At 71.4% G+C, this 21,543-nt stretch carries 21 protein-coding genes and 1 riboswitch; of the genes, 9 read left to right on the top strand and 12 right to left on the bottom strand.

Translation table 11 applies throughout. The features are described from left to right. Nucleotides 1-9 precede the first annotated feature (9 nt). Nucleotides 10-996: a Bug family tripartite tricarboxylate transporter substrate binding protein gene (locus tag BO39_RS20480; protein WP_052402358.1), complete on the bottom strand. Its 987-nt coding sequence runs from the start codon at nucleotides 994-996 to the stop codon at nucleotides 10-12. Between the two features lie 97 nt (nucleotides 997-1,093). Between BO39_RS20480 and BO39_RS33685 the strand changes: the two genes are divergently transcribed. Next, entirely contained in the window at nucleotides 1,094-1,582 is a 489-nt protein-coding gene (locus tag BO39_RS33685; RefSeq protein WP_052402357.1) for a GNAT family N-acetyltransferase, read from the top strand. Here the strand turns inward: BO39_RS33685 and BO39_RS20470 are convergent. Continuing rightward, nucleotides 1,566-2,264: a hypothetical protein gene (locus tag BO39_RS20470; RefSeq protein ID WP_043836917.1), complete on the bottom strand. Its 699-nt coding sequence runs from the start codon at nucleotides 2,262-2,264 to the stop codon at nucleotides 1,566-1,568. The two genes, BO39_RS33685 and BO39_RS20470, sit on opposite strands and share 17 nt — an antisense overlap. Before the next feature lie 117 nt (nucleotides 2,265-2,381). Between BO39_RS20470 and BO39_RS20465 the strand changes: the two genes are divergently transcribed. Beyond that, nucleotides 2,382-3,254, top strand: coding sequence for an SDR family oxidoreductase (locus BO39_RS20465; RefSeq protein ID WP_043836972.1), 873 nt, complete (start codon nucleotides 2,382-2,384; stop codon nucleotides 3,252-3,254). Here the strand turns inward: BO39_RS20465 and uraD are convergent. Further along, a complete protein-coding gene (uraD, locus tag BO39_RS31310) occupies nucleotides 3,251-4,066 on the bottom strand; it encodes a 2-oxo-4-hydroxy-4-carboxy-5-ureidoimidazoline decarboxylase (RefSeq protein WP_084698304.1) in 816 nt (271 codons plus the stop codon). The genes BO39_RS20465 and uraD overlap by 4 nt on opposite strands. Nucleotides 4,067-4,223: 157 nt before the next feature. Between uraD and BO39_RS20455 the strand changes: the two genes are divergently transcribed. Beyond that, nucleotides 4,224-5,393 (top strand): zinc-dependent alcohol dehydrogenase, encoded by a 1,170-nt coding sequence (locus BO39_RS20455; RefSeq protein WP_043836915.1) that lies wholly within the window; start codon nucleotides 4,224-4,226, stop codon nucleotides 5,391-5,393. A 23-nt stretch (nucleotides 5,394-5,416) separates the two neighbouring features. Further along, entirely contained in the window at nucleotides 5,417-6,205 is a 789-nt protein-coding gene (locus BO39_RS20450) for an SDR family NAD(P)-dependent oxidoreductase (protein WP_043836913.1), read from the top strand. A gap of 31 nt (nucleotides 6,206-6,236) precedes the next feature. On the opposite strand, the gene ligD is transcribed toward BO39_RS20450, so the two are convergent. Genes ligD through BO39_RS20435 form a run of 3 tightly spaced genes read right to left on the bottom strand, consistent with a single transcriptional unit; the run spans nucleotide 6,237 to nucleotide 10,464 of the window. Then, nucleotides 6,237-7,766 (bottom strand): non-homologous end-joining DNA ligase, encoded by a 1,530-nt coding sequence (ligD, locus tag BO39_RS20445; protein ID WP_043836911.1) that lies wholly within the window; start codon nucleotides 7,764-7,766, stop codon nucleotides 6,237-6,239. Between the two features lie 34 nt (nucleotides 7,767-7,800). Continuing rightward, entirely contained in the window at nucleotides 7,801-8,823 is a 1,023-nt protein-coding gene (locus BO39_RS20440; RefSeq protein WP_043836908.1) for an LLM class flavin-dependent oxidoreductase, read from the bottom strand. Continuing rightward, nucleotides 8,824-10,464 (bottom strand): NAD(P)/FAD-dependent oxidoreductase, encoded by a 1,641-nt coding sequence (locus BO39_RS20435; protein ID WP_043836906.1) that lies wholly within the window; start codon nucleotides 10,462-10,464, stop codon nucleotides 8,824-8,826. It lies immediately after the preceding gene. A 130-nt stretch (nucleotides 10,465-10,594) separates the two neighbouring features. On the opposite strand from BO39_RS20435, the gene BO39_RS20430 reads away from it, so the two are divergent. Together BO39_RS20430 and BO39_RS20425 are read left to right on the top strand one after the other, a co-directional pair. After that, nucleotides 10,595-12,109, top strand: coding sequence for an argininosuccinate lyase (locus BO39_RS20430; RefSeq protein ID WP_043836904.1), 1,515 nt, complete (start codon nucleotides 10,595-10,597; stop codon nucleotides 12,107-12,109). Between the two features lie 39 nt (nucleotides 12,110-12,148). After that, on the top strand, nucleotides 12,149-13,168 hold the full coding sequence (locus BO39_RS20425; protein WP_245615293.1) for a zinc-dependent alcohol dehydrogenase family protein: 1,020 nt from the start codon (nucleotides 12,149-12,151) through the stop codon (nucleotides 13,166-13,168). A 19-nt stretch (nucleotides 13,169-13,187) separates the two neighbouring features. Here BO39_RS20425 and BO39_RS20420 read toward each other — a convergent pair whose 3' ends face one another. From BO39_RS20420 to BO39_RS20410, 3 genes are read right to left on the bottom strand one after another with little or no spacing between them, the layout of a single operon-like run. Then, nucleotides 13,188-14,369, bottom strand: coding sequence for a BaiN/RdsA family NAD(P)/FAD-dependent oxidoreductase (locus BO39_RS20420; protein WP_043836901.1), 1,182 nt, complete (start codon nucleotides 14,367-14,369; stop codon nucleotides 13,188-13,190). Beyond that, nucleotides 14,366-15,721, bottom strand: coding sequence for an aldehyde dehydrogenase family protein (locus BO39_RS20415; RefSeq protein ID WP_043836898.1), 1,356 nt, complete (start codon nucleotides 15,719-15,721; stop codon nucleotides 14,366-14,368). The genes BO39_RS20420 and BO39_RS20415 overlap by 4 nt, the downstream gene beginning before the upstream one ends. 50 nt (nucleotides 15,722-15,771) lie before the next feature. Then, nucleotides 15,772-16,695 carry a LysR family transcriptional regulator gene (locus BO39_RS20410; RefSeq protein ID WP_043836896.1) on the bottom strand — a complete coding sequence of 308 codons (924 nt, stop codon included), beginning with the start codon at nucleotides 16,693-16,695 and terminating at the stop codon, nucleotides 15,772-15,774. Between the two features lie 156 nt (nucleotides 16,696-16,851). On the opposite strand from BO39_RS20410, the gene BO39_RS20405 reads away from it, so the two are divergent. Then, entirely contained in the window at nucleotides 16,852-17,076 is a 225-nt protein-coding gene (locus tag BO39_RS20405) for a hypothetical protein (RefSeq protein ID WP_156963794.1), read from the top strand. 90 nt (nucleotides 17,077-17,166) lie between these two features. On the opposite strand, the gene BO39_RS20400 is transcribed toward BO39_RS20405, so the two are convergent. From BO39_RS20400 to BO39_RS20390, 3 genes are all read right to left on the bottom strand, one after another. Continuing rightward, complete coding sequence (locus BO39_RS20400; protein ID WP_043836894.1) at nucleotides 17,167-18,744, bottom strand: ABC transporter substrate-binding protein; 1,578 nt, start codon at nucleotides 18,742-18,744, stop codon at nucleotides 17,167-17,169. Nucleotides 18,745-18,858: 114 nt separating this feature from the next. Next, nucleotides 18,859-18,964: riboswitch (TPP riboswitch) on the bottom strand. A 44-nt stretch (nucleotides 18,965-19,008) separates the two neighbouring features. After that, nucleotides 19,009-19,359: a hypothetical protein gene (locus tag BO39_RS20395; protein WP_156963793.1), complete on the bottom strand. Its 351-nt coding sequence runs from the start codon at nucleotides 19,357-19,359 to the stop codon at nucleotides 19,009-19,011. Between the two features lie 79 nt (nucleotides 19,360-19,438). Beyond that, a complete protein-coding gene (locus BO39_RS20390) occupies nucleotides 19,439-19,876 on the bottom strand; it encodes a PAS domain S-box protein (protein WP_043836892.1) in 438 nt (145 codons plus the stop codon). Between the two features lie 227 nt (nucleotides 19,877-20,103). On the opposite strand from BO39_RS20390, the gene BO39_RS20385 reads away from it, so the two are divergent. Both BO39_RS20385 and hpxZ read left to right on the top strand, forming a co-directional pair. Further along, nucleotides 20,104-21,099, top strand: coding sequence for an SDR family oxidoreductase (locus BO39_RS20385; RefSeq protein WP_052402356.1), 996 nt, complete (start codon nucleotides 20,104-20,106; stop codon nucleotides 21,097-21,099). 27 nt (nucleotides 21,100-21,126) lie between these two features. Beyond that, nucleotides 21,127-21,510 (top strand): oxalurate catabolism protein HpxZ, encoded by a 384-nt coding sequence (hpxZ, locus tag BO39_RS20380; protein WP_043836891.1) that lies wholly within the window; start codon nucleotides 21,127-21,129, stop codon nucleotides 21,508-21,510. Nucleotides 21,511-21,543 lie beyond the last annotated feature (33 nt).

Below are 21,543 nucleotides of genomic sequence, written 5' to 3'. Positions count from 1 at the left end.
GCCTTGCTTCTACCCGAAGCTGATGCCGGTATCCCGCATCAGCCCCTTCACCACCTCCCGTTCGCTCACCAGCCGCCGGGCCAGCCCCTCGGCATCCGCCGGCACGGCGGAGGCGCCCATGGCGGCGAGGCGCCGCCGCACCTCCTCGTCCTTCGTCGCGAACTCCACCGCCTCCTCCAGCTTCCTCCGGATCGGCTCGGGCGTACCCGTGCGGCAGAACATCGCGTTCCAGCTCGTCAGGTCGAAGCCGGGGAAGCCGGATTCCGCGATCGTCGGTACTCCCTCGATCCCCCCACGCCGGACACCGGAGGTGAGCGCGATCGGGCGTGCCTTCCCGGCATCGATCACCGGTTGCAGCGAATTGGCCGAGAGGTAGCCGGAGGGCAGCGTGTTCCCCGCCAGGTCCCGCGCCACCTCCGCGCCGCCGCGATAGGGGATGTGCTCCATCCGGACGCCGGAGCGGTGCGACAGCAGGGCGCCCGCCAGATGCCCCGTGTTTCCCACGCCCGGCGAGCCATAGGGCATGCCGCCCGGCGTGGCCCGCGCCTTCTCGAGGTAGCCCTTCAGGTCCGTGATCCCGGTCGAGGTCGGCACCGCCAGGATATAGGGCACCTCCGCCACCATCCCGACCGGGGTGAAGTCGCGCTCGTAGTCGAAGGGCAGGTTGCGGTTGATGAACTGGGCGATAATGAAGGAGGCCGCGTCGAAGAGCAGCGTGTGCCCGTCAGCCGGCGCCTGCATGACCTGCCCCGCGGCCAGTGCGCCGCCCGCGCCCGTGCGGTTCTCCACCACCACCGTCTGGCCGAGGAATTCCGACAGCTTCGGCTGGATCAGCCGGGACATCGTGTCCGAGTTGCCGCCGGCCGCGAAGGCGATCACCACCCGGATCGGCCGGTTAGGGAAGGCCGCCTGCGCGTGCACCGCCGGCGCCGCGAGCAGCCCGCCTGCCAGCGCTCCCAGGCCGCGGCGTCCGAGAGTCATGGCAATCCGGCTCATCCAGCGCTCCTCTTTCACAATTCCGGACCTTGGCGGCCCTTCCACATCCCTCGATCCTGCGCCCGCCCGTCCGCCGGGTCGAGTTCAGGAGCCCGCGATGAACCCTTCCACCCCCGGCGCGATCCTGCGCCCCCTGCGACCGGGGGAGATGCCCGCCCTGGTCGCGATGCAGTCCGCCTCCTTTGCGGCGCTCGCCACAGCCTATCCGCCCGCTCTCGCTCCGGCCTACGACGCGATGCTGCGGGAACCGACCTACGCGTCCGAGGTCGCCGAGAGCGATGTCTGGGTGGCGGAGGGGGAGGGGGCGATCCTCGGCAGCGCCGGCTGGCTGGGGCAGGGGGACGGCCTCGGCCGCATCCGCAAGGTCTTCGTCCATCCCAGGGCGGCCCGGCAGGGGCTGGCGACCCGCCTGGTGCGTGCCGCCGAGGAACGGGCGCGGGCGGCCGGCTGCGCGCGCTTCATGCTGCGCGCCTATCTCAACGCGGTGCCCTTCTACGAGAGCCTCGGCTACGTGGCCGACCGGCCGGGCGAGCGGGCGCTTCCGGGCGGGCTTTCCATGCCCGTGCTGTTCATGCGGAAGGGCTGACCCCCGCCCGCGCGGCGTAGGAGAGGTCCGAGAAGTCCCGCAGCCGCCGCTCCACCCCCGCGAAGGCGGCGCGGCTGGCCTCGGGCACCGGGGCGTCCGGCGTGCGGGTTCGGTGCTCCAGCCAGCGCGCCACCGCGCCCGCGCCGCGGCGGTGGGCGGCGGCAACGAGGCCGGCCTCCGTGAGCGTCACGGGCTGGCCGTCGCTCGCCTTCACCGTCCGCCCGGCGGCACCCAGGGCCCCGTTGGCGCTCAACTGCCGCTCCGTCCGTGCGAGGTATTGCCCCATCGCCGCCTCCTGCGCGGAGGGGTTGGCGAGGAAATCGGCCTCGCTCCGCACCCCCGCCGCCGCGGCCCTTTCGGTCCAATTGCCGGAGGCGTCCTGCCAGCCGATGTCGCGGAGCGCGACGGGCAACAACTGGTAGCGGCCGAGCGCCCCGGAGGCGGCGTTGCGCGCGCCCCAGCCGGCGGCCGCGCTCTCCTGTGCCGCGATCCGGTTGCGGAAGGCCGCATCCGGTCCTGCCGCGCGGGTCGCCTCGGTCGGACGGGCGGCCGCCGCTGCCCGCACCGGCACGAAGGGCGCCTGGGCCCGGGCCAGCGCGCCCTTGAAATCCGCCGTCTTGGCGACCGCCTTCACGGCGCGGCCCGTTCGCGGCGCCAGGGCCTGCACTGTCTGCGTGCTCATGCGGCCGGAGACTGCCAGGAAGGACTGATCAACCGGTTAATGGTGCTGGGCGTTCTGGCAAACGAAACTGCGGCTTCGGCCTCCCGTTCTTCCGGCCAGCCCGAAAGGACCCGGCGCATGCCCGACGACCAGAAGACTCCCCAGCCGCCGCAGCACCAGGAGCACCAGCCCGGCATCGAGGCGGAGATGACGCCCCGCCCGCAATCCTCGATGGAGAACTGGCGGGCCTCGGGCAAGCTGGAGGGCAAGAAGGCGCTCGTCACCGGCGGCGATTCCGGCATCGGGCGCGCGGTGGCGATCGGCTTTGCCAAGGAGGGCGCGGACGTCGTCATCCTCTATAAGGACGAGCACGAGGACGCCGCCGAGACGAAGCGGCTCATCGAGGCCGCTGGGCGCCGCTGCGAGAGCATCGCCGGCGACGTGGGCGACGCCGCCTTCGTGCGCGACGCCGTGACGCGCGCGGCGGGCTTCCTCGGCGGGCGCATTGACGTGCTGGTGAACAACGCTGCCGAGCAGCACACGAACGAGGACTTCGCCACGATCGACGAGGCCCAGGTCGAGCGCACCTTCCGCACGAACATCCTCGGCTATTTCTGGGTTGCCAAGAACGCGCTGCCGCACATGCCGGAGGGGGGTGCGATCATCAACACCACCTCCGTCACAGCCTATAAGGGCAGCCCGCAGCTGATCGACTATTCGAGCACGAAGGGCGCCATCCTCGCCTTCACGCGCAGCCTGTCGCAGCAGCTCTTCGAGAAGCGGAAGATCCGCGTGAACGGCGTGGCGCCCGGCCCGATCTGGACGCCGCTGATCCCCGCCAGCTTCACCGACGAGAAGACCGCCGAGCACGGCGCCTCCGCCAAGATGGGCCGCGCGGGGCAGCCGGACGAGGTCGCGCCGAGCTACATCTTCCTCGCCTCGAACGCGGACAGCTCCTACATCAATGGCCAGGTGCTGCACCCGAACGGTGGCGACGTGGTGAACGGCTAGAGGGCCAGCCGCCAGCCCTCCGCCGCGCGTTGCAGGCGGAGGGCGAGGTCGGCCGCGGGATTGGCCACCTCGAAGGGCAGCGCCGCGCCATCGGTCAGGATGGCGTAGCGCCCGATCTTGGGAGCCTCGCCCGCCAGCAGGGGGCCGGTCTCCCCTGCTGCGTCCGTTGTCCACTCGCCGGCGACGGCGCTCTCCACCCGCAGTGCCAGACGTAGACCCGCGACGGGCGCGCCTGCCTCGTCCAGGGCGCGCAGCCGGATCGTGGCGCGCGGGGGCTCGGCGTCCGGCGCTTCCACCCGCGCCGCCAGCCGGAACCGTGACACATGGCCAACCTCCTCCATCGCCTTCGCCCGCTCCTCTGCGACTGGCCGGCCAAGCCGCGCGCGGAACTCGCGGAGAACGTCGGCCGCCGTGTGCCGGCGCAGGCAGATCATGAAGGGGATGCCGTGGCACGCGCGGTAAGCGGCGTTCAGGCGTGCTAGTTCCTCCGTACCGGCTGCGGCCAGACCCGCGCCGCCCTGTTCCTCACGCGAGGCGGCGGTCAGCCCCATTGGCAGGGCGCCCGCCGACAGTTCCGGATGCAGGTTGAGGAAGCGAACCCGCTCCGCCTCATCCAGCCCCCGCAGCACCGCCATCAGCCCGGCGTGAAGGGCCGCCACGCTGGCGAAAGGCCGCGCCGGGGCGGCCCGGGTGGCAACCCAGGGGGCGTGCTCGAAGATGCCTTCCAACGCCGCTGCGAAGCCCTCCGCCGACATCGCATTCAGCGCAGCGAGCGCCACCCGAGGCGCATTTCCCGCCGATCCGTCCGCCATCGCCGATCCCCCTCGCCCCGATGATCCCCTGCCTCCGCTTCCCCGGCAACGGACCGCCTGGCGTTCCACTGTGCAGCATTTGCCGCCCTGGCGCGTTGAAAGGCCTCGGCCCGGTCCACCCGGGCAGGCAAGCCCTGAACCCGAGAGAGGACCCCGCATGAAGGCGATCACCTGGCACGGCAAGAACGACATGCGTTGCGACACTGTGCCCGATCCGAAGATCGAGGACGGCCGCGACGCCATCATCAAGGTCTCGTCCTGCGCCATCTGCGGCTCGGACCTGCACATCATGGACGGCATGATCCCGGGCATGGAGCGCGGCGACATCGTCGGCCACGAGTGCATGGGCGAGGTGGTCGAGGTCGGCAAGGACAACAAGAAGCTGAAGGTCGGCGACCGCGTGGTCATCCCTTTCACCATCGCCTGCGGCGAGTGCTTCTTCTGCCAGAAGGGCTTCTTCTCCGGCTGCGAGCGCTCCAACCGCACGGCGAAGACCGCCGAGAAGCTCTGGGGCCATTCCCCGGCGGGCCTCTTCGGCTATTCCCACATTCTCGGCGGCTATGCCGGCGGGCAGGCCGAATACGTGCGCGTGCCCTACGCCGATGTCGGCCACATCAAGGTGCCGGATGGCATGACGGACGAGCAGGCGCTGTTCCTGTCCGACATCTTCCCCACCGGCTACATGGGCGCGGAATTCTGCAACATCCAGGGCGGCGAGACGATCGCGATCTGGGGCTGCGGGCCCGTCGGTCAGATGGCTATCCGCAGCGCCTTCCTGCTCGGCGCCGAGCGCGTGATCGCCATCGACACGGTGCCCGAGCGACTGGCCATGGCGCGCGCGGCTGGCGCCGAGACGCTCGATTTCCATGACGTCGATGTCTACGACGCGATCCAGGAGCGCACCCACGGCCGCGGTGCCGACGCCTGCATCGACGCCGTCGGCACCGAGGCCGATGGCACCGCAAGCTTCGATTCCGTCATCGACCGCATCAAGGTCGCGACCTTCATGGGCACGGACCGCCCGCACGTTCTCCGCCAGGCGATCCATTGCTGCCGCAACTTCGGCACAGTCTCCATCATCGGCATCTATGGCGGCCTGCTGGACAAGATCCCCTTCGGTTCCGCCATCAACCGCGGCCTGACCTTCCGCATGGCCCAGACCCCCGTGCAGCACTACATGCCGATCCTGCTGGAGCGCATCCAGAAGGGCGAGATCGATCCGTCCTTCGTCATCACGCACACCGCGTCGCTTGAGCAGGGGCCGGATCTCTACAAGACCTTCAGGGACAAGAAGGACGGCTGCATCAAGGTCGTCCTGAAGCCCTGATCCCACGAATCCGAGGAACCATCATGGCCCAAGCCATCCGACCGCTCGCCATCGTCACCGGTGCCTCCACGGGCATCGGGCTCGAACTTGCGAAGGAAGCCGCGAACCACGGCTATGACCTGCTGATCGCCGCCGACGAGCCGGCGATCGAGACCGCGGCCACCGAGCTGCGCGCGCTCGGCGTGAACGTGGACGCCGTGCAGGCTGATCTCTCCACCACCGAGGGCGTGGACAAGCTTCTCGCGGCAACCCGCGGCCGCGAGGTGGAGGCGCTTCTCGCCAATGCCGGGCGCGGCCTCGGGAAGGGATTCCTCGACGAGGACTTCAACGAGGCCCGCAAGGTGGTGGACACCAACATCACTGGCACGATCTACCTCATCCACAAGGTGGGGCAGTCGATGCGGGCGCGGCGCGCCGGCAAGATCCTCATCACCGGCTCGATCGCGGGCTTCATGCCCGGCAGCTTCCAGGCGATCTACAACGGCACGAAGTCCTTCCTGAACTCCTTCTCCTTCGCCATCCGCGACGAGCTGAAGGACACGGGCGTGACCGTCACCTGCCTCATGCCCGGCCCGACCGAGACCGAGTTCTTCGAGCGCGCGGACCTGATGGATACCTCCGTTGGCCAGGGCAAGAAGGACGATGCCGGCATGGTCGCGCGCGTTGGCTTCGAGGCGATGATGAAGGGTGAGGGCGACGTGGTCAGCGGTTGGAAGAACAAGATCCAGTCCGCCGTCGCCAACGTGCTTCCGGCCGGCGTGACCGCGGCGCTCCACCGCGGCATGGCCGAGCCCGGCAGCGGCAAGCAGTAAGCCCTGAACGGGAGGCCGCAGGGCCTCCCGTTCACCCCTTCGGTAGGTCGCGCGCCGCCGCCTCGAACCCTGCCCAGGGGTCGGGCGCAGCGAGCCGTGCCGGGGAGGTCCGGATGGTGAAGGCGCGCGGGTCGAGGCCCGGCGCCACTTCTGCCCAGTCCAGCGGCATCGACACCGTCGCGCCCGGGCGAGCCCGAGGTGACCACGCCGCCACCGCCGAGGCGCCACGCGCGTTGCGCTGGAAGTCGAGGAAGATCCGGCCGGACCTGACGGCTTTCGCGCTTTCCGTTGTGAAGCGCGAGGGTTCCTCCGCCTCCAGCGCCTTGCAGATGCGCCCGGCGGCGTCGTGCAGCGCCTTCCACGTCGCCCCGGTGACCGGCACCACGACGTGCAGCCCCTTGCCGCCCGTGGTCTTGCAGAAGGGAACGAGGCCCAGCGCCTCCACCCGCTCCCGCAGGGCCAGCGCGGCCGCCACCACCGCGTCGAAGCCCAGATCCTCCGCCGGATCGAGGTCGAGGATCATCCGGTCCGGGCGCGTGACCGTGGCGCTGCGCGCGGGCCAGGGGTGGATCTCCAGCGCGCCGAACTGGGCCAGCGCAATCAGCCCTTCCGGCGTGTCCACTTGCAGCAGTGGCGCCGACTCCCCGCGCGGCTTTACCTGGGTGATGAGCTTGGATGTGCCCCGCCCAGCGTGCCGCTGGAAGAAGGTTTCGCCGGTAATGCCGTCCGGCGCGCGCAGCAGCGAGAGTGGCCGCCCGGCGATCCAGGGCAGAAGGCGGGGCGCGACCGCCTCCAGGTATTCCGCGAGGTCGCGCTTGGTGATCGCCTCCGCCGGCCAATAGACGCGGTCCGGATGCGTGAGGGAGACGCCGGCCACCATCGCCTCCGCAGAGGATGGGAGGCGCTTGCGCGGGGCCTTCGCGGGTTCGGCTTTCACGGCAGCCGGTTTAGCCCGCGCAGCCTTCCGCGGCGCCTCCGCCGGGCGGCCCGCGATCTCCGCCATGCTCCGCCCCGTGCTGACCGAGACGGCAGCCTCCTTCAGCAGCGCGTCCGCGTCGCCGGGGCGGGCTTCCTCGTCCTCATCCTTCACCAGCAGCCAGTTGTGCTTCGCCTCCCCGCGCGGGCGCATTCGCACGAGGTGCCAGCCGCCTCGCAGCCGCTCGCCCTCCAGCGTGAAGCGCAGCCGGCCCGCTGCGAGGTCGGCCGCCGGGTCGTCGGAGGCCGGTATCCAAGTGCCGCGGTCCCAGAGCATGACCGTGCCGGCGCCGTAGCCCTCGGCGATCACCCCCTCGAAGCCGCCGTATTCCAGTGGGTGGTCCTCCACTTCCACGGCCAGGCGCTTCTCGGCGGGATCGAGGCTCGGGCCGCGCGTCACCGCCCAGGATTTCAGCACCCCGCCCAGTTCCAGCCGGAAGTCGTAGTGCAGGCGGGTGGCCTCGTGCTTCTGCACGACGAAGCGCAGCGCCTTCTGCTTGCGTCGCTTCGGCGCCGTGCCCTCGGGTTCCGGCGTGCGGCTGAAGTCGCGCTTGGCGCGGTAGGGGGCGAGGGGATCATCGCTCATGGCGGGAACGAAACGCCGATCCCGCCGGTCCGGTTCAGGCGAGCATGTCCTTGACCATCGGCACGACCTCGCGGCCGTAGAGCTCGATGCTCCGCATCATGCGCTCATGCGGCAGGGTGCCGGCGCTGTACTTCATCTCGAAGCGGGAGAGGCCCAGCGCGCCCACGGTGGAGGCGATCCGCCGCGCCACCGTCTCCGGCGCGCCGAGATAGAGCGAGCCGCCCGCGATCTCCCGCTCGAAGTCCTCTGCCCGCGCGGCCGGCCAGCCGCGCTCGGCGCCGATCCGGTCGCGCGAGGCCTTCCAGTGCGGCCAGAGCTCCTCCCGCGCCTGCGCGTCGGTCTCGGCGACGTAGCCGTGGGAGTGCACGCCCACCGGCTGCGTCTCGACCCCGAACTGCGCGAGCGCCTGGTGGTAGAGATCGACATAGGGCCGGAAGCGCTGGGGATCGCCGCCGATGATCGCGAGCATCATTGGCAGTCCATAGCGCGCCGCGCGGATCACCGACTTCGGACTGCCGCCCACCCCGATCCAGCTGCGGAGCAGCCCGTGCTCCACCGGCGGGAAGACGCGCTGGTCGGCAAGCGGCGCGCGCGTCGTGCCCTCCCAGGTCACGGGCTCGCCGCTGCGGACGGCGGCGAAGAGGTCGAGCTTTTCCTCGAACAGCGTCTCGTACTGGTCGAGTTCGAAGCCGAAGAGGGGGAAGGATTCCGTGAAGGACCCGCGCCCGAGGATCACCTCCGCCCGCCCTGACGATACGGCGTCGAGGGTGGAGAAGCGCTGGAAGACGCGGATCGGGTCGTCGGAACTGAGCACCGTCACCGCCGATCCCAGCCGGATGCGGGTGGTGCGCGCCGCGATCGCCGCCAGCACCACCTCGGGCGCGGAGATCGCGAAGTCCTCCCGGTGGTGCTCGCCCACGCCGAAGAAGTCGATGCCCAGCTCATCGGCCAGCACCGCCTCCTCCACGAGGTTGCGGATCACCTGGGCCTGCGGCAGCAAGGCTCCATCCGGCCCCCGGGTCACGTCCCCGAAGGTATCGAGCGCGAATTCCACCATTCAGTCCCTGTTCTCCGCGGGCACGAGCGAGGAAAGGCTCGCCGCCACCGCCTCCGCCGCTCTGATCCCGTCCACGCCGGCGGAGAGAATGCCCCCCGCATAGCCCGCGCCCTCGCCGGCCGGGAAAAGCCCGGGCGTGTTCAGGCTCTGTCCCGTTTCATCCCGCTTGATGCGCAGCGGGGAGGAGGTGCGCGTCTCCACCCCCGTCAGCACCGCGTCCGCCATGGCGAAGCCGCGGATCTGCCGCTCGAAGGCCGGCAGCGCCTCGCGGATGGCGGCGACGGCGAAGTCCGGCAGGCACTGGGAGAGATCCGTCGGCGTCACGCCCGGCTTGTAGGAGGGCACGACCTCCCCGAGCTTCGTGGAGGGGCGCCCGGCCAGGAAATCCCCGACGAGCTGCGCCGGCGCGCGGTAATCGCTCCCGCCTGCGACGAAGGCGCGCTCCTCCCAGTGCCGCTGGAAGTCGATGCCGGCGATGGGGGAGCCGGGATAGTCGCGCTCGGGCGTGATGCTCACCACGATCCCCGCATTCGCGTTGCGCTCGTTGCGGGAATACTGGCTCATCCCGTTGGTCACGACGCGGCCGGGCTCGGAGGTGGCCGCGACCACCGTGCCGCCCGGGCACATGCAGAAGGAGTAGACGGCGCGGCCTTCCGCCGCCGGCGTGGTGCAGTGATGCACGAGCTTGTAGTCGGCCGCGCCGAGCACCGGATGGCCCGCCTGCGGCCCGAAGCGGCAGCGGTCGATCATGCCCTGCGGGTGCTCGATCCGCACGCCGATGGAGAAGGGCTTTGCCTCCATGTAGACGCCGCGCTCGTGCAGCATGGTGAAGGTGTCGCGCGCGGAGTGGCCGACGGCGAGGACCACGTGGTCCGCCTCCAGGAACTCGCCGTTCGAGAGGCCGAGGCCCCGCACCCGCCGGTCAGGGCCGAGCACCACATCCTCCACCCGCGTCCCGAAGCGGTACTCGCCGCCCAGCGCCTCGATTCCCGCCCGCATGTGCTCGACCATGGAGACGAGGCGGAAGGTGCCGATATGAGGTTTTGAAACGTAGAGGATCTCCTCCGGCGCGCCCGCCTCCACGAACTCCTCCAGCACCTTGCGGATACGGTTCGCGTTGTCGCCGATCCCGCTCCAGAGCTTGCCGTCCGAGAAGGTGCCCGCGCCGCCCTCGCCGAACTGCACGTTGGATTCCGGCGTCAGCACGGAGCGCCGCCAGAGGCCCCAGGTATCCTGCGTTCGCTGCCGGACGACCTTGCCGCGCTCGAGCAGGATCGGGCGCAGGCCCATCTGCGCGAGGATGAGCATGGCGAAGAGGCCGCAGGGCCCGGCGCCGACCACCACCGGCCGCAGCCGGGGCGGGGCAGGGGGGGCGGAGGGCAGGCGGTAGTGGGTGTCGGGCGTGGGCGAGACGTGCCGGTGCGCCCCCAGCCGCGCCATCGCCGCCGCCTCGTCGCGCAGCGCGACGTCGAGCGTGTAGATGAGCGCGATGGCGCCCCGTCTGCGCGCGTCGTAGCCGCGGCGGAAAATGGTGATGTCCAGCACCTCCCCGGGCGGCACGCCCAGGCGCGCGGCCGCGGCGTCGCGCAGGGCATCCTCGGCGTGGTCCAGGGGAAGCTTGATCTCGGTCAGGCGCAGCATGGTGGCCGGGGATATAGGGTGGGGAGGGGCGGAATGATACACGCGGGCGCCCCGGCTTGGCCGCCCCCGCCCCCGCCCCGTAGGATGCGCGCCGAAGGGCCGGTCCAGCCGGCCGTGGAGGGAGCAGGCCATGCGCCGTTGGATGTTGCTGATCGGAGTGGCCGCGATGTGTTCCAGCGCCGCCCTGGCCCAGACCGGTAGCCAGACCGCGTCCCGGCGGGACCCCTTCTTCTGGCTCGGCGAGATCAACAAGGCGAGCACCGTCATCAACTCGGAGGAGGGGCTGCTCGACCCCGCCCTGGCACCGCGCATCGCCGCGGGGCTGAACCGGGTCATCACGGCGGGCAACGGGCCCAACGGCCGCCGCCCGAGCCTGGTGATCACCTTCGAGCCCCTGCTGATCGAGGCCGCGGGCGTCGAGGCGACGCTGCTGCATGCCGGGCGCTCCAGCCAGGACATGCTCTCGACCGTCCGCGCGGCCATCCAGCGCGACGAGCTGCTGCGCCTTTCCGACCAATTGCGCCGCACCACCGAGACGATGCTGCGCCTGGCCGAGGCCCATGCCGGCACGGTCGTGCCGAACTACACCAACGGCGTGGCCGCCCAGCCGAACAGCTACGGGCACTACCTCCTCGGCCATATCGCGGGGCTGGAGCGCGACGCGCAGCGCCTGCGCGAGGCCTTCGCGCGCCTCGACCGCTCGCCCATGGGCACCACCGTGCTGAACGGCACGAGCTGGCCGCTGAACCGGGATCGCATGGCGGCCTATCTCGGCTTCCCGGCGACCGTCGAGAACGCCTACGACGCGGCCCAGATCGCGGCCGCCGAGATGCCCGTCGAGATCGGCGCCATCGCCACCGGCATCGCGCTGCATGCCGGCGCCTTCGTCGAGGACGTGATGACGCAGTACGCGCAGCCGCGCCCCTGGATCCTGCTGCAGGAGGGCGGCGGCAACACCTATGTCTCCTCGGCCATGCCGCAGAAGCGCAACCCGGGCCTGCTGAACGACACGCGCGCCCAGGCCTCCCGCGTGGTGACGCTCGGCATCGGCCGCGCCATCCAGGGCCACAACATCCCGCCGGGCATGAGCGACACGAAGGCCGTGGCCGACAACACCGCCGTCACCGCCGGTGCCGTGACCCTGCTGGAGGGTTGGGATCGGGTGCTGAAGGCTCTCGTCATCAGCCCCGAGCGCGCGCTGGAGGAGCTGAACCTCGACTGGACGGCCTCGCAGGAGGTCGCGGACGTGCTGATGCGGAAGTACCGCCTGCCCTTCCGCGTCGGCCACCATTTCGCCTCCGAGGTCGTGGACTACGCCAAGGAGCACGACATCCGGCCCACCGACTTCCCCTATGCGGAAGCGCAGCGCATCTACGCGACCACGCTGCGCGAGATGAGCCTGCCGGAGGCCGAGTTGCCGATGAGCGAGGCGGAGTTCCGCGAGACGCTCGATCCCGTCGCCATCGTGCGCAACCGCGCGACGGCGGGCGGCCCGCAGCCCGCCGAGATGGCGCGGATGCTGGCGGCGGCGAAGGCCCGCCTGGACGAGGATGCGCGCTGGTCTGCCGAGCGCCGCGGGCGGATCGATGCGGCGCTGAACTCCCTCGACGGCGATTTCGGCCGCATCCTCGCCCGCGCGCCGTAGTCGCCGCCTGCCGCCCCGCGTTAGGGCGGGGGAACCCGGATGGAGACGGCGATGAAGGCGATGGTGGTGCGTGCCCCCGGAGGGCTCGATCGGATCGAGTGCGCGGAGCGTCCCGATCCCGGGCCGCCCGGCCCCGGCGCGATCCGCGTCGCGCTGCACGCCTCCTCCCTCAACTTCCACGACCTCGGCGTCGCCACCGGAGGGATGCGCGCCGCGGACGGGCGCGTGCTGATGGCCGACGGCGCCGGCGTCGTGGAGGCGGTGGGCGAGGGCGTGACCGAGTTCGCCCCCGGCGACAACGTCGTCTCCTGCTTCTTCCCGGACTGGCAGGACGGCGCCCCCACCATCCCCGACTTCTCCCGCACGCCCGGTGACGGCATCGACGGTTTCGCGCAGGAATTTGTCACCCTGCCCGCCACCGCCTTCACCCATGCCCCCCGCGGCTTCACCCACCTGGAGGCGGCGACGCTGACCACCGCGGGGCTCACCGCCTGGCGCGCCCTGGTGGAGGATGGCGGCCTCAAGCCCGGGGACACGGTGCTGGCACTGGGCACCGGCGGCGTTTCCATCTTCGCGCTGCAACTGGCGAAACTGGCCGGGGCGCGCGTCATCATCACCTCCTCCTCCGGCGAGAAGCTGGAGCGGGCGCGCGACCTCGGCGCGGACGAGACGATCAACTACCGCGAGACCCCCGAATGGGGCGCCCGCGTGCGCGAGCTGACCGGCGGCCGCGGCGTGGACCACGTGGTGGAGGTCGGCGGGCCTGGCACCCTGCCGCAATCCATCGGGGCCGTGCGCGTCGGCGGTCATATCCATCTCATCGGCGTGCTGACCGGGCGGGGCGGCGAGGTGCCGACGGCGCTGCTCATGGCAAAGCAGGCGCGGCTGCAAGGGCTGATCGTCGGTAGCCGCCGCCAGCAACGGGACTTCGTGCGCGCGCTGGATGGCGGCGGTCTGCGCCCGGTGATCGACCGCGTCTTCGCGCTGGAGGAACTGTCCGAGGCCTTCCGCCACCAGGAGGGCGCAGGCCACTTCGGTAAGATCGGGGTCGAGTGGTAGGCTCCCGACCCGGCGTGGTTCAGACCGAAAGCCCCGCGCACCAGCCGGAGGCCCAGGCCCACTGGAAGTTGTAGCCTCCGAGCCAGCCCGTGACGTCCACCGCCTCGCCGACCACGTGCAGCCCCGGCACCTCCTTCGCCGCGAGGCTGCGCGAGGAAAGCGCGGCGGTGTCCACCCCGCCTGCCATCACCTCGGCCTTGGCGTAGCCCTCGGTGCCGGTGGGCGTCAGCACCATCGACTTCAACATCGCCGCGACGCCGTTCAGCGCCTTGTTGCCGAGTTCGCCCACGGGGCGCGTGTGCTCGGCCAGCCGCGTCGTGCCCAGCGCCGAGGCCAGGCGCTGCGGCAGCCGCTCCGCCAGCACGGTGTGCAGCGCCGCCCGTGGGCGTTCGTCCCGCCGAGCCCGCAGCCAGGCGCCCGCATCCACGTCCGGCAGCAGGTCCACCGTCATCGGCTGGCCCGGCCGCCAGGGCGTGGAGACCTGGAGGATCGCGGGCCCCGACAGGCCACGATGGGTGAAGAGCATCGCCTCCCGGAAGGTCGATGCGCCCGCCCGCGCCTCGACGGGCAGGGACACGCCGGAGATCGGCCGCATCAGGGACAGCGCCTCCTCCCCGAAGGTCAGCGGAACGAGGCCCGGTCGCGGCTCCACCACCGGCAGCCCGAAGCGGCGCGCGATGTCGAGCGAGAGCCCGGTCGCGCCCATCTTCGGAATGGAGAGCCCGCCGGTTGCCAGCACCAGCGCCGGCGCGGTGAAGGCGCCGCGGTCCGTCTCCACCCGGAAGCCGTCCGCGCGGGAGACGTCGGTGACACGGTGCCGCAGCCGGATTTCCACGCCCGCCGCCGCGCATTCCGCAAGCAGCATGTCCAGGATCGCGCGCGCCGAGCCGTCGCAGAAGAGCTGGCCGAGCGTCTTCTCGTGATAGGCGATGCGGTGCTTCTCGACGAGCGCGATGAAATCCCCGGCCGTGTAGCGGCTGAGCGCGGAGCGCGCGAATTGCGGATTGGCCGAGAAGAAGCGCGAGGGCTCCGTGCCCGTGTTTGTGAAGTTGCAGCGCCCGCCGCCGGAGATGAGGATCTTCGCCCCCGGCCCCTCCGCGTGGTCGAGCACGAGCACGCGCTTCCCGCGCTGCCCCGCTGCCATGGCGCACATCAGCCCCGCCGCGCCCGCGCCGAGCACGATCGCATCGAAATCATTCATCCCATGATCCGCCGGATAATCGAGAGCGGTGTCTTGTACGGCGGATACCGCACGGGCGGATCGATCCCGGCGGGCTGGCGGAAGATCGCGCGCGCGTTGGAGAAGGCTTCGAACCCCGCCTCCCCGTGGTAGCGTCCCTGGCCGCTCGGGCCTACGCCGCCGAAGGGGAGGTCCGGCACGGTGCAGTGCACGATCGCCTCGTTCACGCAGAACCCGCCGGAGGGCAGGGCGCGCGCTACCGCCTCGGCGAAGTCCGTGTCCCGCGTGTGGGCATAAAGCGCGAGCGGCCGTGGGCGGCGGGAGAGATCCGTGAGCATCGCCGCCCGGTCCCGCCAGGTCACGATGGGCAGCACGGGGCCGAAGATCTCCTCCTCCAGCAGCGCGGGGTCGGGGTCGAGGAGCAGGGTCGGCTGCATGTGCAGCGCGCCCTCGTCCACGCCGCCGCCCAGGGCCACGCGCCCGCGCGCCGCCACCGCCCGCATCCTCGCGAGGTGACGCGCATTCACGACGCGCTGCATCCCGCGCCCGTCGGCGCCGTAGAAGCGTGCCAGGGTCTCCCGCAAGGCGGCGACCAGCGCCTCCGCCACGTCCTCCCGCACCAGCAGGTGGTTGGGGGCGAGGCAGGTCTGCCCCGCGTTGAGGAACTTCGCCCAGGCGATCCGCCGCGCCGTCAGCGCGATGTCGGTGCCGCCATCGACCACGCAGGGATTGGCGCCGCCCAGCTCCAGCGTCACCGTCGCCAGGTTGCGCGCCGCGGCTTCCGCCACCTTCCGCCCGGTCTCCGTGCCGCCCGTGAAGAAGATGTGGTCGAAGGGCTGCGCGGTCAGGCCTGCCGCCACCTCCGGCCCGCCCTCCACAACCTGCACATGCCCGGGCGCGAAGCAGCGCGCGGCCAGCCGGCCCAGCGCCGCCGCCGTCGCCGGCGCGACCTCGGAGGGCTTCAGCACCACCGCGTTCCCCGCCGCGAGGGCACTCACCAGCGGCACGAGGCAGAGCTGCACGGGGTAGTTCCAGGGGCCGAGGATGAGCACCGCCCCCTTCGGCTCCATCCGTAGCGCCGCCCGCCCCGGCAGGTGGAACCAGCGCCCGCCCACCCGGCGCTCGCCGGCCCAGCGGGGGAGGCGCTTCAGCGCCAGCGCGATCTCCTGCCGCACGAGCATGATCTCGGAGGTCCAGGCCTCGAACTCCGACTTGCCGAGGTCCTCGGCTAGCGCGGCCAGAAGCTCCCCCTCTATCGCTTCCAACCCGGCCCGCAGGGCTTCGAGCGCGGCGCGACGGGCGGGAAGGGGCAGGGTGACGCCATCGGCGAAATGCGCGCGGGCGGCGTCCAGCAGGGCGGGGGCGTCGGGCATGCGTCCCTCTAACAGGCCTCCCTGCAGGTGGCACCACCGCTGCGAACCCGTCACCGGCGGGACAGCCACTCCACCAGCTTGCCCCGCAGCCAGACCTCGCTCGGGTCCTGGTCCACGGCGGCGCGCCAGACCATGTGCGTCAGCGCCTCCGGGCAGGGGAAGGGCGGCGGATCGTGCGCGAGGCCTGCGAGCATCCCCAGCGCGTCCATGGCCGCCAGCGCCCCCTCCGGGATGAGGCAGAGCATGTCCGAGCCCGGCAGGGTGCGCGGCATGAGGGCGTAATCCGGGATGCCCATGACCACGTGCCGCTTGCGGCCGAGCTTCGCGAGCGCCTCGTCCGCGAAGCCGATCAGATCGCCCCGCGGCGTCACCAGCAGGTGCGGCCGCTCGCAGTAGCTGTCGAGGTCCACCGGCCCCGGCGAGGCCGCGTCCCGCACCACCCGCCACCCGTCCCGCCGGAGCACCCGCTGCTTCGTCGCCGCCGGCAGGTCGATCGCCAGGCCGATCGCCGTGTTCACCTCCCGCGAGTCCAGCAGATGCGGGATGTTGCGGTAGTTGGCAGTGCGGATGATGAACTGGCAGTGCGGCGCCGCCCGGCGCAGCTGCGGCAGCACCGGAATCATCGCCATGCCGATATCCGCGCTCATCCCCAGGCGGAAGGTGCGGCTGTCGGTCGCGGGGTCGAAGGGGACCGCGCCGGCCACGGCGCCGGCCATGCCCGTCAGCGCGGGCGCCAACTGCTCCATCAGCGCCTCGGCGCGCGGGGTCGGCTCCAACACCCGGCCGTTGCGCACGAAGAGCTCGTCGTGGAAATAGGCGCGCAGCCGCGCGAGCGCGGAGGAGGTGGCGGGCTGGGAGAGGAACAGCGTCTCCCCCGCCCGCGTTACGCTCCGCTCCCGCATCAGGGCCGCGAAGACGGGCAGCAGGTTCAGGTCGAACTGCCGCAGCCCCACTTCGTCCGGCCTTCGTTGCATCAGTGTCTCTCCTGGGCAAAGTTCCATCCACCGGACGAATGGCAGCTATCCGCGCTGCCACGTGGTAAAGGGCAAAGGGTGGCGCATATGAGGTGACGAGGCGCCGATATGCTTTGGCGCCATTCACCTAGGATATGTATGATGTCGACTACCAGCATGACCAAGACCCTCCGCGCGCTTGGCCTCGCCGCCGCGGTCGTGGGTTCCTTCGTCGCGCAGGACGTGAGCGCCCGCACCCTCGCCACCGTTGACGGCCCGATCGAGGTGCCCGAGGCGACCATCCAGCGCAGCCGCACCCCGTTGTCCAGCCCGGCCCAGACGCCGGCCCAGAGCTTCCTGGAGCGCAGCGGCGCGACCGGCGGCGGCGGCCAGCACTCCTGAGCCACGGCGCGGGCACAACGCCCGCGCCACCGACGACGATGAAGAGGCCGCCGGCAACCCCGGCGGCCTTTTTCGCGTCCGGCGTCCGGCTTACCCGCGCCGGAGGTTCCACAGATAGGGGTTCGGCCCTTGCAGTACGCCCGACAGATCCGAGCGGAAGGCGGTCTTGAGCACGAAGAGGCCGCTGGGCGCGAAGCCCACATGCTCCCAGGCCGTGCGCTGCACCTCGGCGAAGGCCTCAGCCTGGGCCGCAGCGCCCGGGGCGTAGAGCCAGCGCTCGATGCCTGCCTCGGTCGCCGGGTCGGTCGGCCAGCCGAACCAGGCCGTCGGCCCGTCGCCCCGGATGCCGGAATTTACCGCGGGGTTGGCGATGGAGGCCGCGGGGAAGTTAGTGGGGTAGATGCTCCACCCGCCATGGGCGGCATCCTCGCGCGAACTGCGGCGGGAGAGCATCGCGGCCCAGTCCATCTCCTGCAGGTCCACCTCGAAGCCGAGCTGGCGGCAGACATCCGCTGCCAGCCGGCCCTGGGGCGCGACGGCCGCAAAATCGGTGGGGTTGATCACCACCACCTTGGCGCCCTCCGCCCCCGCGGCGCGGATGGCGGCGCGCGCCTTCGCGATGTCCCGTGGCGGGCTCGGGAATTCCACCACGCCCGGCAGGGTGCAGGGGAAAAGGGCGTGGCACTCCCGCCAGTCCCCGGGCGCGGCGACCGCCGCCATGTGGTCGGGCTGGCTGATGCAGTCCCGCACCGCGCGGCGGACCTCCACCTTGTCGAAGGGCGCGTGCAGGTGGTTGAAGCGGATGACGCCGAGGAAGCCGGTGGGATCGTAGATCTGCGTGCGGATGTTGCGGTCCCGCGCCATCAGCGGCAGCAGGTCGGGCAGAGGGTATTCCACCCAGTCCACCTCGCCCCGCTGCAACGCCGCCCCCGCCGTCGCGCCGTCGGGGATGATGTGCCACTCCAGCCGGTCGAAGTTCACGCGCTTGCCGCCCGAGGCGCCCTCGGCCGGCTCGTCGCGCGGAACATAGGCCTCGTTGCGGGCATAGGCGACGAAGCTGCCGGGGTTGAACTCGCCGGCCAGGAACTTCCAGGGGCCGCTGCCGATCATCTCCGGCACGGGCCGGTCGGGCGCGGTGGCCGCGAGGCGCTCCGGCATGATGAAGGGCGGCACGCTGGCGGGCTTGCCCAGCGCGTAAAGCATCGCCGGGAAGGGCCGGCCTAGGCGGATGGTCAGCGTCCGGTCGTCGGGCGCGCCCCATTCGACCACTGATTTCGCCAGGATTTGCCCGAAGAGGTCCCGCGCGCACCAGCGTTTCAGGCTCGCCACGCAGTCTCGCGACAGAACGGGCGCGCCGTCGTGGAAGCGCAGGCCATCGCGCAAGCGGATGGTCCAGAGCAGCCCGTCCGCGCTCACCTCGTGGCCCGCGGCCATCTGCGGGTGGATATTCAGCCGCGCGTCGGTCGCGAAAAGGGTGTCGAAGACGCAGAAGCCGTGCGTCGTGCTGATCGTCGCGTTCTGTACGATCGGGTCCAGCGCGGTCAGCGCCGCCTGCGGCACGAAGCGGAGCGTCCTGGCGCGCGCGGGCTGGGCCAAGGCGGGTTGATTCAGCGCGGGAAGCGGGAGCGCCGAGAGGGCGCCCCCTTTCAGAAGCGAGCGGCGGTGCATCCTGTCCTCTCCATCCCGGAGAGAGCGGGCGGGGAGGAGGGGCAGGGCAGCGCAGCATGCGCCATGTCCCGCCGGGGCGGGAGAGGGGGCGATTCCGCCATGGGCGGGTGCTGGGCCGTCATGGTGCACCGATCCCTACGCCGGTCCGAACCGGGTCAGGTTCCAGGGGTCGCGGGTTTCCCCGCCTCTCAGCCCGGAATGGGCTCCCCCCGGTGTCCTTCGGCGGTATGCGGTCAGGCCCGGCGCGGTGCAAGGGGCCGGACCTCAGCGCAGCACCCAGCCGTCCCGCCGCATGCAGTCCGAGACCATGGCCTCCCGCACCGGCTCGTTCGCGTCCCGCGTGCTGTAGCTCGGGGAGCGCCGGTAGCCCTGCGTCTCCGTGCAGCGGCGCCGCTCGCCTTCTCCCCGGCACTCGCGGGAGCCCGGCACCCAGCCGCCACGGTCGGTCATCACGCGGATGTTTTCCGGGCGAGCGCGGTTGTAGGCGGCGGCCTCACAGCGGGCGAGTGTGGCGTCCCGCAGCTGCGGGGTGGCGCCCGGCCTTTCCCACTGCGCGCAGCCGCAGAGGGCGAGAAGGAGGGGCAGCAGGAGAGGAGGGAGGGGAGCGGATCGCATGGGGGCGGCCCTGGATGGTTGGGCGGCCAGCATGAGGCATTCGTATTAAGACAGCCTTCCGGCCGAACGGGGGCTGCTCCTAGTTGATGGTCCGCCCGGGCACCGGCCGGAACACCGGCCGTACCGGCTCGGCCAGCAGCGTGCGGTCCATGGTGGGTCTGATCATCTGCGGGGGCGTCAGCATCGGCGGCGGGGAGGGAAGGACCGGGCGGATCATGGCGGAGACGGTGGCGCGCCCCTCCGCATCGGTCAGGCGCGTCAGATAGGCCTGGGCCCAGACGGTCGTGCCGTCCCGGCGAAGGTAGCGGTTGGCGATGCTGAAGGGCTCGTCGTGCGCGTAAAGGCGCTCCATCAGCCCCTGGCAGGCCGCCCAGTCGTCGGGATGCGTCAGCGCCTTCAGCGTGCGGCCGAGAAGCGCGGCCGCCTCGTAGCCCAGCAACTCGCATACGGTCCGGTCCACCTGCGTGAGGCGGCCGTTCTCGTCGCTCAGGGCGAAACCGAAGGAGTGCTTGATCAACCCGATGCGCCTGCTCTGAACACGGCACGTGAACGCCGATTTCGGTTGTCAGCTGAGAACGCGCGCGAACTCGTCAAGTCACGCCGCCTTGAGGGATGAATCGCTACTCGTGAACGGTGGGCAGAACAGGCCCGTGGCGCTTGCCGCAACGTTCCGAGGGAACCCGTGCCGCGGCGCCCGGTTATCGGCCCATCGACCGGCCTATCGAACCTTGCAGGAGCCCGCCCATGCCTCTCGCCCCCGAGCCCGCCCGCGCCCAGGCCCCGGGTTTTCCGGTCGCGGGAGCCGTGGTCGTCATCGCCGGCGCCTCCAGCGGCATCGGCCGGGCGACCGCGCAGTTCCTGGCCCGCCGCGGCGCGCAGCTCGTCCTCGCCTCCCGCCGGGCGGACACGCTGGAGACGGTGCGCGAGGAGTGCGAGCGTCTGGGCGCGGAGGCCATCGCTTTCCCCACCGATGTCACCGACGCCACCGCCGTTCAGCAGCTGGCCGAGGCCGCACGCATCCGCTTCGGACGGATCGACGCCTGGATCAACAATGCCGGCATCGGCGCCATCGGCCCCTTCGACGAGACGCCGGCCGAGGCCCATGCCCAGACCATCCGCACCAACCTGCTGGGCATCGTCAACGGCGCCCACGCGGTGCTGCCCCTCTTCAAGGGGCGGCGGCGGGGGGTGCTCATCAACACCCTCTCCATCGGTTCCTGGGTGCCGACGCCCTTCGCAGCCTCCTACGCCGCCTCCAAGGCGGGGGCGCGGGCCTTTACGGAATCGCTGCGGGCAGAGCTGCAGGAATGGCCGGGCATCAGCATCTGCGACGTCTTCCCCGCCGTCGTGGACACGCCCGGCCTGCGCCACGGCGCAAACCATTCGGGTCACCGCATCGAGGTCGGCGGCCCCATGACCTCGCCCTTCAAGGTGGCGGAGGCCATCGCCGCCCTCATCGAGGAGCCGCGCGATGCCACGCCCGTGGGGCCCGCCGCCTGGGCCATGCGCCTGGCCTCCACCATCGCACCCGGCCCGCTGCGCTGGGCGATGGGCAAGGTGATGCGCCGCGGGCTCGGCAACGCGCCCAGAGCCGCGCCCTCCGACGGCAACCTCTTCACGGCGCCCGCGGATCATGCCGTCTATGGCGGCTTCCGGAAGGAGGCGGCCATCCGGATTCCCACCAAGGCCTGGTTGGCCGCGGCGGGGATCATCGGCTTCTGGTTCGCCCGCAGACGCTGACCCCAATCCCTGAAAGGATACCCCTGCGTGGAGATCGACATCCCCGAGGTTCGCGCCGAGGTCGAGGCCGCCTTCGCCCGCTACGAACAGGCGCTCATCACCAATGACGTGCCGGTGCTGGAGGAACTGTTCCGCGACGCCCCCCAGACCATCCGCTACGGCGCGGCCGAGAACCTCTACGGCATGGATGAGATCCGCGCCTTCCGCCGTGCCCGCCCTTCGGTGGGCCTCATGCGCACCCTGTCGCGCACCGTCATCACCACCTATGGCCGCGACTTCGCGACGGCCAACACGATGTTCCACCGTGACACCATGATGGGAAAGGTCGGGCGCCAGAGCCAAGCCTGGGCGCGGTTCCCGGAGGGGTGGCGCGTGGTCTCGGCCCATGTGAGCGTCATCGTCGAGGAGTGACGGCAGGTTTCGGTTCTGAACGCGGCGCGCGAG

Origin of the sequence: Roseomonas aerilata DSM 19363 (genome assembly GCF_000711725.1) — a bacterium.
GTDB lineage: Bacteria > Pseudomonadota > Alphaproteobacteria > Acetobacterales > Acetobacteraceae > Roseomonas > Roseomonas aerilata.
The sequence above is the reverse complement of the archived record's forward strand: the minus strand, read 5'-3'. Positions and strand labels throughout refer to the sequence as shown.